General features: G+C 64.8%; 8 protein-coding genes and 1 pseudogene. 3 read left to right on the top strand and 6 right to left on the bottom strand.

The genetic code is table 11. From position 1 onward, the window contains the following. Window positions 1–142 precede the first annotated feature (142 nt). Both ABLE71_RS24820 and ABLE71_RS24815 read left to right on the top strand, forming a co-directional pair. Window positions 143–1,948: an extracellular solute-binding protein gene (locus tag ABLE71_RS24820; RefSeq protein WP_348786155.1), complete on the top strand. Its 1,806-nt coding sequence runs from the start codon at window positions 143–145 to the stop codon at window positions 1,946–1,948. Window positions 1,949–1,951: 3 nt separating this feature from the next. After that, window positions 1,952–2,644 carry a DsbA family oxidoreductase gene (locus tag ABLE71_RS24815; RefSeq protein WP_348786154.1) on the top strand — a complete coding sequence of 231 codons (693 nt, stop codon included), beginning with the start codon at window positions 1,952–1,954 and terminating at the stop codon, window positions 2,642–2,644. 14 nt (window positions 2,645–2,658) lie between these two features. Here the strand turns inward: ABLE71_RS24815 and ABLE71_RS24810 are convergent, their stop codons facing one another. Genes ABLE71_RS24810 through ABLE71_RS24800 form a run of 3 tightly spaced genes read right to left on the bottom strand, consistent with a single transcriptional unit; the run spans window position 2,659 to window position 6,876 of the window. Next, complete coding sequence (locus tag ABLE71_RS24810) at window positions 2,659–3,066, bottom strand: ACT domain-containing protein (RefSeq protein WP_348786153.1); 408 nt, start codon at window positions 3,064–3,066, stop codon at window positions 2,659–2,661. A gap of 4 nt (window positions 3,067–3,070) precedes the next feature. Continuing rightward, entirely contained in the window at window positions 3,071–6,568 is a 3,498-nt protein-coding gene (gene mfd, locus ABLE71_RS24805) for a transcription-repair coupling factor (protein WP_348786152.1), read from the bottom strand. Window positions 6,569–6,597: 29 nt separating this feature from the next. Next, entirely contained in the window at window positions 6,598–6,876 is a 279-nt protein-coding gene (locus tag ABLE71_RS24800) for a succinate dehydrogenase assembly factor 2 (protein ID WP_348786151.1), read from the bottom strand. A 93-nt stretch (window positions 6,877–6,969) separates the two neighbouring features. On the opposite strand from ABLE71_RS24800, the gene recG reads away from it, so the two are divergent. Next, a complete protein-coding gene (gene recG, locus ABLE71_RS24795) occupies window positions 6,970–9,078 on the top strand; it encodes an ATP-dependent DNA helicase RecG (protein ID WP_348786150.1) in 2,109 nt (702 codons plus the stop codon). On the opposite strand, the pseudogene ABLE71_RS24790 reads toward recG, so the two are convergent. From ABLE71_RS24790 to glmS, 3 genes and pseudogenes are all read right to left on the bottom strand, one after another. Next, a pseudogene (locus tag ABLE71_RS24790) lies at window positions 9,030–9,830 on the bottom strand (DUF502 domain-containing protein). The gene recG and the pseudogene ABLE71_RS24790 overlap by 49 nt on opposite strands. Window positions 9,831–9,891: 61 nt before the next feature. Next, window positions 9,892–11,166, bottom strand: a complete 1,275-nt coding sequence (locus tag ABLE71_RS24785) for an NAD(P)/FAD-dependent oxidoreductase (protein ID WP_348786149.1) — start codon at window positions 11,164–11,166, stop codon at window positions 9,892–9,894. A gap of 88 nt (window positions 11,167–11,254) precedes the next feature. Further along, window positions 11,255–13,078 (bottom strand): glutamine--fructose-6-phosphate transaminase (isomerizing), encoded by a 1,824-nt coding sequence (gene glmS, locus ABLE71_RS24780; RefSeq protein ID WP_348786148.1) that lies wholly within the window; start codon window positions 13,076–13,078, stop codon window positions 11,255–11,257. Window positions 13,079–13,218 lie beyond the last annotated feature (140 nt).

The following is a 13,218-nucleotide window of genomic DNA, read 5'->3' as shown; positions in this document are numbered from 1 at the left end:
AGGATGACTTCGCCCCGCCTGTACACCGGGCGGAGCGGCGAATCCAGTCCGGCGCAGCCTTTTCCGCGCGCAAGCCACTTGTCGCCGAGCCGTGATAGGTTCGGCGGCGAATCAACAAGGCCCGCGCTTCGGGAGACTTTTCATGCGACGCCTGGTTCTGAGCCTGATGCTGGTTCTGTCCGCGCTGCCGTGGGGCGCGACCGCCGGCGCCCAGCCTTCCCACGCCATCGCCATGCACGGCGAGCCGGCGCTGCCAGCCGATTTCACGCACCTGCCCTATGCCAATCCGGATGCGCCGAAGGGAGGCGCGGTCAACTATGCCTGGATCGGCACGTTCGACAGCATAAATCCGTTCATCGTGCAGGGCAGCGGCGCGCGCGGCAGCCGCGATCTCATCTTTGGCAACAACGTCTTCGAGTCGCTGATGATGCGCTCCGCCGACGAACCTTTCACTATGTATCCTCTGCTGGCCAAGACGATCGAAACGGACGATGACCGTACCTTCGCTGAATTCACCCTCGATGAGCGTGCCAAGTTTTCCGACGGCCAGTCGGTGACGCCCGAGGACGTGATATTTTCGTTCGAACTGCTGGCAGAAAAGGGTTTGCCGCGCCCCTTCGCTGTGACCGCGAGCAGGCTAGCCAAGATCGAGAAGGTGGGCGAGCGTGGTGTGCGTTTTACCTTCAAGCAGCCCGACCGCGAGCTGCCGCTGACCCTCGGCCTGTCCCCAATCCTCCCCAAACACGCAATCGATCCTGAAACCTTCGACAAGTCGACGCTGAAGCCCATGATCGGCAGCGGTCCCTACCGGCTGGAAACTGTGAGGGCGGGCGACTCGCTGACCTTTCGGCGCAACCCGGATTACTGGGCGAAGGACATCCCCTCGAAGACGGGCTTCGATAATTACGACACTGTCACGCTGACCTATTTCCGGGACGAGAATGCCATGTTCGAGGCGTTCAAGAAGGGGTTGGTCGATGTGTTCATCGACGAGAACAGCGGCCGCTGGGCGAGCCAGTATGATTTCCCGGCGGTGATGCGCGGTGACATCGTCAAGGAGGCGATCAGGACGCGGCTGCCGTCGGGGATGCTCGGCATCGTCATGAACACCAGACGGTCAGTCTTCCAGAACCCGAAGCTGCGCGTCGCGCTGATCGACCTCTTCGACTTCGAATGGGCGAACCGGACGCTGTTCTCCGGCGCCTATACACGCACCAAGAGCTACTTCGATAATTCGGAACTCTCCTCCCACGGCAGGCCGGCGAGTGAGGCCGAGAGGGCGCTGCTGGCGCCCTTCCCCGCCGCCGTGACGCCGGAGATCATGGCCAATGGCTGGACACCGCCCGTGTCTGACGGCAGCGGACTCGACCGTGCCTTCATGCGCGTCGGCTTCGGCAAGTTGAAAGAGGCGGGCTATGTGCTGAAGGATGGGCGCTTGATGGCGCCGGACGGCAAGCCGGTCACCTTCGAGATCATGCTGAAGAGCAACGAGAACCAGCAGGTAGCGATCGCCTATCAGCAGACGCTGGCGAAGCTCGGCATAGCGGTGTCGATCAGGTCGGTTGACGCGGCACAGTTCGTTGAGCGGCAGAAGGACTACGACTTCGATGCCATGTTCTTCAACTACACGCCGTCGCTGTCGCCGGGCGTCGAACAACTCGGTCGTTGGGGTTCTGCGGCCAGAGACACGCCAAGTACCTTCAACTATGCGGGCGTGGCCGATCCGGCGGTCGACGCGATGATCGAGGCGCTGATCAATGCGCGAGAGCGAGACGACTTCATCGATGCCGTGCGGGCTTATGATCGCGTACTTTTGAGTGGCGCCTACGTCGTTCCCCTCTATTTCAAGCCGGAACAATGGATCGCGCGCTGGAAACGCATCGAACGGCCGGAGATGACGCCGCTGCAGGGATCGCAACTGCCGACCTGGTGGCGCGAACAGGATTGAAGGATGGACAAATTGGCTGACGACCGCCTGAAACTCACGATCGACGTGGTGTCCGACGTGGTCTGCCCGTGGTGCTTCCTCGGCCAGAAGCGCCTCGACCAGGCGATTGCGGCCGCCCCCGATGTGGATATCGCCGTGACCTGGCGGCCGTTCCAGCTCGATCCGACGATCCCGCCCGAGGGCATGGGCCGCAAGGCCTATATGCGCGCCAAGTTCGGCGACGAGAGCCGTCTCAGCGAGGCGCACGCCAGGCTCGAGGCGCTCGGCCGGGACGTAGGCATCGACTATGCCTTCGACGCGATCAAAGTGTCGCCCAATACGCTCGACGCGCATAGGGTGATCCGCTGGGCGGGAACCAGCGGCCCGGAGGTTCAAAACAAGCTGGTGCGCGACCTGTTCAAGGCCTATTTCGAGCGTGGCAGGAATATCGGCGACCATGCGGTTCTGGTGGAGGCCGCGCGCGAGGCCGGCATGGATGCGGCGGTGGTCGAGAGCCTGCTCGCCAGCGACGCCGACCGCGACGCTGTGGCCAACGAGGCTGCGACCGCGTCTCGCATGGGCGTCACCGGCGTGCCCTGCTTCCTGTTCGAGGGCAAATACGCCGTCATGGGCGCTCAGGACGTTTCGACGCTGACCGACGCCATCAGGCAAATCGCGGCGGCCAAGGCGCGCGGTGACCTGGAAAAGGCGAGCTGAGGCATCACCTCGTGTCAGTAGCGGTTCTCGACCGCGAACGCGTTCAGGATCGCCACCGCCTCGTCCGCCCGTTCGGCCGGCACGAAGAGGTGGTCGTGGAAGAAACCCGCGACCGGGTTGACGCCCATGCCGGCCGACGCCAGACGTGTCGCAATCGCCGCGATGAAGCCGACGGCATCGAGCGACGAGTGCACGTTCAGCGTGATCATCCGGCTCGGGAAGACGGCGGCGAGCCCGGCCGCCCTCGCCTCTTCCTCGCGAAGGATGAGCGTGGCGCCCTCGCGCTCGCGGAAGATCATGACGGGATCGAGGTCGTCGGGCGCGGGTGCACCCGACGGAAGCGTTGCGAAGACGTAGATATCAGGCAGCAGTTCCGGAGACATGGAGCCGAGCAGTTTTCGCAGATTCGTTTCGCCGGGCATCGCTTTACGCCGCCTTCGCCGCCATGCGCGCGAGCTGCGTCATGACGACGGCCGAGCCGGCCAAGCGCTTCTCGGCGTTCGGCCAGTCGCGCATGAAGACGACGCTCTGGTCGGGCCTGATCTTCGCCAGCGAACCCTGTTCGCCGATGTAGCGGACAAGGCCGACAGGATCTGGGAACTTCTTCTCGCGGAAATGGATGACGACACCCTTCGGTCCGGCGTCGAGCTTTTCGACGTTCGCCTGGCGGCAGAGCACCTTGATGAAGACAATCTTCAACAGGTGCTGCACCTCGTCCGGCAGCGGGCCGAAGCGGTCGATGAGCTCGGCGCCGAAGGCGTCGATTTCTTCCGTCGTCTCAAGGTCGCCAAGGCGACGGTAGAGCGCGAGCCGAAGCTGCAGGTCGGGCACATAGCTTTCGGGGATCATGACCGCCGTGCCGACGGTGATCTGCGGCGACCAGCCGCCGTCGACCGGCTCGCCGGTGTCGCGGATCTCGGCCACCGCCTCCTCCAGCATCTGCTGGTAGAGCTCGAAGCCGACCTCCTTGATATGGCCGGACTGTTCCTCGCCGAGCAGATTGCCGGCGCCGCGTATGTCGAGGTCGTGGCTGGCGAGCTGGAAGCCGGCGCCCAGCGTGTCGAGCGACTGCAGCACTTTCAGGCGGCGGTCGGCGGTGTCGGTGAGTTTACGGTTGGCGGGAAGGGTGAACAGCGCATAGGCGCGCAGCTTCGAACGGCCGACGCGGCCCCTGAGCTGGTAGAGCTGGGCCAGGCCGAACATGTCGGCGCGGTGGACGATGAGGGTGTTGGCGGTCGGGATGTCGAGCCCGGATTCGACGATGGTGGTGGAGAGCAGCACGTCGTACTGGCCGTCGTAGAAGGCGTTCATGATGTCGTCGAGTTCGCCGGCCGGCATCTGGCCGTGAGCGGTCCCGACCTTCAGCTCTGGAACAGATTGGTGAAGGAAATCATGTATTTCCTGGAGATCGCTGATGCGCGGCACGACATAAAAACTCTGGCCGCCGCGATAGCGCTCGCGCAGCAGCGTCTCCCGGATGACCAACGGATCGAAGGGCGAGATGAAGGTGCGGACCGCCATGCGGTCGACAGGCGGCGTAGCGATCAGCGAAAGCTCGCGCACGCCGGTTAGCGCCAGTTGGAGCGTCCGCGGGATGGGCGTGGCCGAGAGCGTCAGCACATGCACGTCGCTCTTCAGCTCCTTCAGCCGCTCCTTGTGCTTGACGCCGAAATGCTGCTCCTCGTCGACGATCAGCAGGCCGAGGTTCCTGAAGGAGATGGCGCTGCCGAGCAAGGCGTGGGTGCCGACGACGATGTCGACCGTGCCATCGGCGATACCCTTTTTCGTCTCGGCAAGTTCCTTCGCGCCGACCAGGCGCGAAGCCTGGCGAACGGTGACGGGAAGCCCGGAGAAGCGCTGCGAGAAGGTCTTGAAATGCTGTCGGGCAAGCAGCGTAGTCGGAACGACGACAGCGACCTGGAAGCCTTCCATGGCGGCTACGAAGGCCGCGCGCAGCGCGACCTCCGTCTTTCCGAACCCTACGTCGCCGCAGACCAGCCGGTCCATCGGACGGCCGGCGGAGAGGTCGTCGAGAACGGAGTCGATCGCTGTCTGCTGGTCGTCGGTCTCCTCATAGGGGAAACGCGCGGAAAACTCGCCGTAGAGGCCGTCCGGCGGGTTGAATGCGGCGGCGGTGCGCATCTTGCGCTCGGCCGCAATGCGGATGAGTTGGCCCGCCATTTCGAGCAGGCGTTTCTTCAGCTTCGCCTTGCGCGACTGCCAGGCGCCGCCGCCGAGCCTGTCGAGCACCGCTTCCGTGCCCTCCGAGCCATAACGCGACAAAAGCTCGATGTTTTCGACCGGCAGATAGAGCCGGCCGTCGCCGGCATAGTGGATTTCCAGGCAGTCGTGAGGCGCGCCAGCGGCTTCGATGGTCTTCAGCCCGACGAAACGGCCGATGCCGTGGTCGGCATGGACGACGATGTCGCCGGCCGACAGTGCCGAGGCCTCGGCGATGAAATCGGAGCCCTTTTTCCGCTTCTTCGAGCGGCGCACGAGGCGGTCGCCCAGAATGTCCTGCTCGGCGACGACCACGAGACGATCCGTCTCGAAGCCCGATTCCAGCGGCAGGACGGCGGCGCCCGCCTGCCCCGCCCCCAGCTTGTCCACCTCGGCCAGTGTCGCGACCGGCTTGATGTTGCCGAGATTGTGCTCGGCGAGGATTTGCGTCAGCCGGTCGAGCGAGCCCTCGGTCCAGCCGGCAATGACGACGCGCCGTTTCGCCGATCGGACGGCGGCGATGTGCTTGACCGCAGCGTCGAAAACGTTGGCGTTGGGGTCGGCGCGGTGCTCGGCGAAATTCTCGCCGGCGCGGGCGCCGGCATGCAGCACCGTGCGCAGGCCCGCGTCGGGCGTGTCGAAAGGCGTGAGTTCGACCGAGAGATGATCCGCCAGCGTGGCGGCGACGTCTTCGGGCGTCAGATAGAGCAGGCCGGGCGGCGTTGGTTTATACGGGACCGCATCCTTGAGCGCGCTGCCCGACTGCTGGCGGCGCGCCTCGTAATAATCGAGGATGAGCTTGTGGCGCTCGTCGATCGCCTCATGCGCGAGATGGTCGAAGATGACGGGCGCGCTGGGCAGGTAGTCGAACAGCGTGTCGAGGCGGTCGTAATAAAACGGCAGCCAGTGCTCCATGCCGGCGAAGCGGCGCCCCTCGCTGATCGCTGCGTAGAGGCCGTCGTCGCGCGACGGCGCGCCAAACGCCTCGATGTAGTTGCGGCGGAAGCGGCTGATCGTCTCCGGCGTCAGCGTGACCTCGGTCATCGGCTGCAGCGACACTTGCGGGCGCGTGCCGGTGGTGCGCTGGGTGGCGACGTCGAAGGCGCGGATCGTCTCCAGCGTGTCGCCGAAGAAGTCGAGGCGCAGCGCCTCGTCGGCGCCCGGCGCGTAGAGGTCGAGGATGCCGCCGCGCACGGCGAACTCGCCGACGTCGCGCACCGTCGGCACGCGCTCGAAGCCGGATTTCTCCAACCGCGCGATCAGCGCGTTCATGTTGACGTTGCTGCCGGGCTTTGCGCGAAAGGCCTGTGCCTCGATCACTTCTGCCGGCGGGATGCGCTGGAGGAGCGCGTTGGCGGTGGTGAGGATGATCGCCCGGTGCGGGTCCTTTCGCAGCGCCGCCATCGCCGACAGCCCGTCGAGGCGGCGCGCGGCGGCGTCGGCGCCGGGCGAGACGCGGTCGTAGGGCAGGCAGTCCCAGGCGGGGAATTCGAGGACAGGCAGGTCGGGCGCGACAAAGGCGAGTGCCTCGATGATCGCCGGCAGCCGCTGGCCGTCGCGCGCGACGAAGAGCAGCGGGCCGTCGGGCGCGGCCTCGGCCGCCGCCGAGGCGAGCGCGAAGGCCTCGAAGCCGTCGGCGACGCCGTCGACGATGAACTGGCCGGTTCTGCCTTTGGGCAGGCCGATTTTTTCGAGCAGGCTCATGGATTCAATCTTCAGGCGGATATCGCTTTTCACACAGGCCGGGAGGCCATGATCTTCGTCAGCAAGGGCGTATCGAAAGCGGCGGGAACGGGGTGCTCGCGCGTGAACCAGGACAGGAGGTCGGCGTCCTGCAGTTCGAGCAGATGCTCATATTGGTCCAGTTCGGCTTCGGTCAAGGTGGCGATGGCGGCATCGGCAAAGCCGCCGAGGATCAGATCCATCTCGCGGATGCCGCGATGCCAGGAGCGGAAGAGGAGCTTGCGCCGCCGCCCGTCCAGTCCCTCGCTCGATCGCGCCGTCCCGCTCATTGCCCGTCCAAATCCATGATGAGCGGCGCATATAGCGTGGACAGACGCCGTTGTCAGCTTTGCGGGGCCGTCCGCGCCGCCTAAGCTGACAAAATGCGCCCGTCCCTGCTCGACCCGCTGTTTGCGCCGATCACCTCGCTTGAGGGAGTCGGGCCGAAGGTCGCGACCATGATCGAGAAGGTGGTGCCGGCGGACCTGGGGGATCGGTCGGCGCGGGTCGGCGACCTGCTCTTCGTGCTGCCGCATTCGGTGATCGACCGGCGCAACCGGCCGGGCATCGCGCTGGCCGCGGAGGGCGCGATCGTGACACTGGAGGTCAGGATCGACCGGCATCAGCCGCCGCCGCGGGGCAACCGCTCGGTGCCGTACCGGGTGTACGCGCATGACGATACGGGCGAGATCGCACTGACCTTCTTCCACGCGCATGCGGCCTATCTGGAAAAGCAGATGCCGGTCGGCGAGCATGTCGTCGTGTCGGGCCGCATGGAGTGGTTCAACGGCCGGCCATCCATGGTGCATCCCGACCACATCGCGCCGCTGTCGGACGCGGCTAGCCTGCCGCTGGTCGAGCCGGTCTATCCGCTGACGGCGGGGCTGTCGGGCAAGGTGTTGCGCCGGGCTATCGGCCAGGCGCTCGGGCGGCTCCCCGAACTGCCCGACTGGCTCGATCCGACGGTGGCGAAAAAGCATAGCTTTCCGGCCTTCGCGGCGGCGCTGGAGCGCCTGCACGATCCGTCCGATCCGATCGATCTGTCGCCCGAAGGTGCGGCGTGGCGCAGGCTTGCCTATGACGAGTTCCTGGCCGGGCAGCTTTCGCTGGCGCTGACCCGGACGCATGTCCGCCGGCTGTCGGGCCGGCCGCTCAAGGGCGACGGCAGGATCGAGGACGCGATCCGCAAGGCCCTGCCCTATTCGCTGACCGGCTCGCAGGAATTCGCGCTCGCCGAGATCAACGCCGACCTCGCCGAGCCGGAGCGCATGCTCAGGCTTCTGCAGGGCGATGTCGGTTCCGGCAAGACCGTCGTTGCGCTGCTTGCCATGGCGCGCGCGGTCGAGGCCGGCGGACAGGCGGCGCTGATGGCCCCGACCGAAATCCTGGCGCGGCAGCATCTGGCAACCATCACGCCGCTCGCCGAGCGTGCCGGGCTGAAGGTTGCGATCCTGACCGGCCGCGAAAAGGGCCGCGAGCGCTCGGCCACGCTCGCCGGGCTGGAAGACGGGTCGATCGACATGGTGGTCGGCACCCATGCGCTGTTCCAGGAGCCGGTGAAGTTTCGCGACCTGGTGCTTGCGGTGGTCGACGAGCAGCACCGCTTCGGCGTGCACCAGCGGCTGGCGATCACCGCCAAGGGCGACGCGCCCGACATGCTGGTGATGACGGCGACGCCGATCCCGCGAACACTGGTGCTGACCGCCTTCGGCGACATGGACGTGTCGCGGCTCACAGAAAAACCCGCCGGGCGGCGGCCGATCCGCACGGTTACACTGCCGCTCGACCGGTTGGACGAACTGATCGGGCGGATTTCCGACGCGGTAGCGGAGGGCCAGAAGGTCTACTGGATCTGCCCGTTGGTCGAAGAGTCCGAGGAGATCAAGCTGACCTCTGCCGAGGACCGCTTTGCAATCCTGAAGCAGGAGTTCGGCGACATCGTAGGTCTGGTCCACGGGCGCATGAAGGGCGCTGAGAAGGACGAGGCGATGCGCGCCTTCAAGGAGGGCGAGACGAAGATCCTCGTCGCCACGACCGTGATCGAGGTCGGCGTCGACGTGCCGGACGCGACGATCATGGTGATCGAGCATGCCGAGCGTTTCGGGCTGGCGCAGCTTCACCAATTGCGCGGCCGCGTCGGGCGCGGCGACAAGCCTTCCTCCTGCGTTCTGCTCTACAAGGACCCGCTCGGCGAAACCGCGAAAAAGCGGCTCTCGGTGATGCGCGACACCGAGGACGGCTTCCTGATCTCCGAGGAAGACCTCAAGCTGCGCGGCGAAGGTGAACTGCTCGGCACAAGGCAGTCCGGCACGCCGGGCTTCCAGGTGGCGCGCATCGAGTTCCACGCCGACCTCCTGGAGGTGGCGCGCGACGACGCCAGGCTCATCCTTGCCCGCGATCCCGACCTCCAAACCGAACGAGGCCAGGCGCTGCGCGTGCTGCTCTATCTGTTCGGGCGCGACGAGGCGGTAAGGTTGTTGCGGGCGGGGTGAGGCCTACGACGTGGCGCGTCTCACTTGAACCTGACGTTGGAGACCTTCTCCACCGTCGGGTTAGCCAGCGCGACATCGATCGGCGCGCCGTCCTTGGTGACCACCTTGCGCTTGTATTCCGGCGCGACGAGGCCGGCAGAAACGATCAGCTTGGCGCCGTCCTCGATCGTCATGTCGAGGAGCACGATCTCGGAGCGATAGACATACATCAGGAAGCCGGTGGTCGGGTTCGGCGTGCACGGCATGAACACGGCGATCAGCGGGTCGCCTTCCTTGTCCAACTTGGCGTTGATCTCCGTCATCTTTTCAGTGGCGACGAAAACCAGCGACCAGACGCCCTTGCGCGGATATTCGACCAGGCCGACCTGCCGGAACATCTCGTTCTTGTTGGAAAGAACCGTCTCGAATATCTGCTTCAGCGCCTTGTAGACGCCGCGCACCAGCGGCATGCGCTCGAGCAGGCGCTCACCGACCGAAACGATCGACCGGCCGACGATGTTGGCCGCCAGGAAACCGATCATGGTGATGACAAAGATCGCCACCAGCAGGCCGAATCCCGGCACCGCGAAAGGCAGATAGGTGTCGGGGCTGTAGGCAGTCGGGATATAGGGCTTCACCCAGGAATCGATCCAGCCGATGAACGACCAGACGATGTAGACCGTGATGGCGAGCGGCGCGCTGACGATGAAGCCGGTCAGGAAATAGTTCCTGAGCCGGGTCATGCCGGATATGACGCTCGGAGTTTCAGACATCGGTCACCGCTTCTCTCGCACTGCAAGATAGTGAAGCGGCGCCAGCTTTGGAACAGCGAAGTTAAGGAACTGATCCCGCGGCAGGTATCGCATGACCCGCATCCGATGAACGTCCGACGAGGCGGGGCGCCTCGTCGGCGATCGCCAATATTATTCCCGATTTGCGAGTCGAGCCAAAGTCCAGGCCGGCGAAATATATGCCAGGCAGGGCCGTGACGCCGTCCTCCTGCAACGGTTGTCCCTCGGCATCGAGCACTCCGGGAAGCTGCATCCAGCCAAAGTCTCCCCGAAAGCCGGTGCACCAAATCACCGTCGTAATGCCGCTCGCGGCGGGATCAAGCGTGTGTATTGGTGGGTTCGGCAACCTTGGAGTGACGATCTCCGCCGGATCGGGCTCCGCGGCGGGCGCGTCGATTCCGGCACGCGCGATGAACTCGTCGATCTGTCGTTTAACGTTCGCGGACGCCTCGTCCGCGAAGCGGAGATGGTCATCCACATCATCGGTGAAGGTGAGCTGGCCAACATTCTGGACGCCGGTAAACCGACCGAGCAGGACGACGCCTCGAGCACTGAGGGACTGAAAACTCATAGTATGCGTCGAGCCAAGAACGCCCCTGGCTGGAATGCGGCCCAGCATTTGAATGATTTGCTCCCGCCGAACGTCAAGAAACCCGCTCTGGACGAGCCAGATCATGATGTCTCGTCCGCGATAACGCCTCGGAAGTCGGCCGATCCGGCTTGTCGAAAGGAAAACGGTTCGCCCGGCCTCCGCCAGGTCCTCGGCTATCTGACAGCCCGATTGGCCGCCCCCCACAACCAACACCGCCCCCTTTTGTAGATCGGTTGCGCTGCGGTAGTCGGAAGCGTCTATCTGATGAAGGCTGGGCGGCAATGCCGCCGCCCACTGTGGACGCCGCGCAACGTTCAAGCTACCACTGGCGACAACCACGTTCCGCGCGGCAAGCTTCCCGCGCGAGGTGGTCAGACGGTAGACTCCGTTTTCTGGTCCGGCGGCAAGTTCGATCACTGGGCAGTTTTGCTCAACTGGAAGACTGTTCCGCTGAGCGAAGTCCTCCAGAAGCGCGACAAAGGCGTCGCGGGTCAAAACACCGTCGGGATCCGTGCCGTCATAGCTGTCTCCAGGCATGACGGTCTGCACGTTTGGCGTGTTCATGCGGAACGAGTCCCACCTTTGAGTACGCCAGGTTTCGCCGACGCGGCCCCGTTCCAATACGTGATGACTGAGGCCTTGTTGTTTCAGCGCATGGCTGACGCCGAGCCCTGCCCAACCGGCACCGACTACGACGGCATCAAGGACATCGACCTTGTTCGTCACAACAGGCTTTCCGCGCGTTCCCGATCAATGAGTACACGGCCCGACAATCTTTGACGAGATCGCGATATCGCTTGAGTGCGATGAACCGCTATTCGACCGTCACCGACTTCGCCAAATTGCGCGGCTGGTCGACGTCGGTGCCCATGAATACCGCCGTGTAGTAGGCGAGCAGCTGGATCGGCAGGGCGTAAATAATCGGCGCGATGAACTCCGGCACGTCGGGCAGCACGATGGTCTCCATCGTCTTCACGGTGGCGTTGGCGGCGCCCTTCCGGTCCGTGATCAGGATAATCTTGCCGCCGCGCGCCGCGACCTCCTGCATGTTGGAGACCGTCTTGTCGAAGATCCGGTCGTGCGGCGCGATCACGATCACCGGCATCTTCTCGTCAATCAGCGCGATCGGCCCATGCTTCAGTTCGCCTGCCGCATAACCTTCCGCGTGTATGTAGCTGATTTCCTTGAGTTTCAGCGCGCCTTCCATGGCCAAAGGGTAGTTGGTGTCGCGGCCGAGATAGAGCACATGCTTGTAGTGCGAAAGCTCGCGCGCGACCTTCTCGATCTGGCCTTCGAGCTTCAGCACCTGGGTGGCGTAGCGCGGCGCTTCGGAGAGGCTGCGCACCATCGCCCTCTCCTCGTCCGCCGTGATCGTGCCGCGGGCGCTGGCGGCGCGAACGGCGAGCGACGCCAGGACGGAAAGCTGGCAGGTGAAGGCTTTTGTAGAGGCGACGCCGATCTCGGGGCCGGCAAGCGTCGGCAACACGACATCGGACTCGCGCGCGATTGTGGATTCGCGGACATTGACGATGGCGCCGATCGGCACGCCGGCCTTGCGGCAATAGCGCAGCGAGGCCAGCGTGTCGGCCGTCTCGCCCGACTGCGAGACGAAGAAGGCCGCGCTGTCCTTCGAGATCGGCATCTCGCGGTAGCGGAACTCCGAGGCGATATCGATGTCGACCGGCAGCCGCGCGTAACGCTCGAACCAGTATTTGCTGATCAGGCCGGCGAGATAAGCGGTGCCGCAGGCCGAGATGGCGATGCGGTCGAGTTTTGCGAAATCGAAGGGCAGGTCGAGCGGCTTCGAGGTGCCGCTGGTGAAATCCAGATAGTGGGCGAGCGTGTGGCCGATGACCTCCGGCTGCTCATGGATCTCCTTCTCCATGAAATGCCGGTGGTTGCCCTTGTCGACCATGAAGGAGGTGCCGAGCGACTGCTGGCGCTTGCGTTCGACCTTGCGTCCTTCCATGTCGAAGATGGTGATCTCGTTGCGGCGCACCACCGCCCAGTCGCCGTCCTCGAGATAGGTGATCGAGTTGGTGAAGGGCGCCAGCGCGATGGCGTCCGATCCCAGGAACATCTCGCCCTCGCCGTGGCCGACCGCGAGCGGCGGGCCGTTGCGGGCGCCGACGATCAGATCCTCGTCTCCGGTGAACATGATGGCCAGCGCGAACGCGCCCTGCAGGCGCTTCAGCGCATTGTGGGCGGCCTCGACGGGTTTTGCGCCACCGGCCAGTTCGCGCGCGATGAGATGCGCGACGACCTCGGTGTCGGTCTGCGAGGCGAATTCATAGCCGTCGCGCTGCAGTTCCTCACGCAGCTCGGCGAAGTTCTCGATGATGCCGTTGTGGACGATGGCGACGCCGTTGGAGAAATGCGGATGCGCGTTGGTCTCGTTGGGCACGCCGTGGGTCGCCCAGCGGGTGTGACCGATGCCGATGGTGCCGCCCAGTGGCTCGCCCTGCAGGCGGCGTTCCAGGTTGACGAGCTTGCCCTCGGCCCTGCGGCGGCCGAGCTCGCCATGATCTATCGTGGCGACGCCGGCCGAGTCATAGCCGCGATATTCGAGGCGCTTCAGCGCATCGACGATGAGCGGTGCAACCGGCGAATGGCCGACTATAGCTACGATCCCGCACATGCTGACCTGTCCCGATTCCCGGCCCGATTCCGTCCCGACTTGCCGTCAACGGCTATTTACGGAGAGCCCGGACGCGGCGGAAGTCAATTTGCGTTTCGTTCCGTTTCAGCCGGATTTCTGGCACAGGGCCATTGAGATCG

The organism is Mesorhizobium sp. KR9-304 (assembly GCF_040049215.1).
Classification (GTDB): domain Bacteria; phylum Pseudomonadota; class Alphaproteobacteria; order Rhizobiales; family Rhizobiaceae; genus Mesorhizobium_K.
This window is presented reverse-complemented; position numbering and strand designations above follow the sequence as displayed.

Bases quoted from the DNA above. Each gene is read 5' to 3' on its own strand.
- ABLE71_RS24800 (WP_348786151.1), bottom strand. From the start codon at position 6,876: ATGAGCGGGACGGCGCGATCGAGCGAGGGACTGGACGGGCGGCGGCGC.
- ABLE71_RS24820 (WP_348786155.1), top strand. From the start codon at position 143: ATGCGACGCCTGGTTCTGAGCCTGATGCTGGTTCTGTCCGCGCTGCCG.
- mfd (WP_348786152.1), bottom strand. From the start codon at position 6,568: ATGAGCCTGCTCGAAAAAATCGGCCTGCCCAAAGGCAGAACCGGCCAG.
- glmS (WP_348786148.1), bottom strand. From the start codon at position 13,078: ATGTGCGGGATCGTAGCTATAGTCGGCCATTCGCCGGTTGCACCGCTC.
- ABLE71_RS24810 (WP_348786153.1), bottom strand. From the start codon at position 3,066: ATGCCCGGCGAAACGAATCTGCGAAAACTGCTCGGCTCCATGTCTCCG.
- ABLE71_RS24815 (WP_348786154.1), top strand. From the start codon at position 1,952: ATGGACAAATTGGCTGACGACCGCCTGAAACTCACGATCGACGTGGTG.
- recG (WP_348786150.1), top strand. From the start codon at position 6,970: ATGCGCCCGTCCCTGCTCGACCCGCTGTTTGCGCCGATCACCTCGCTT.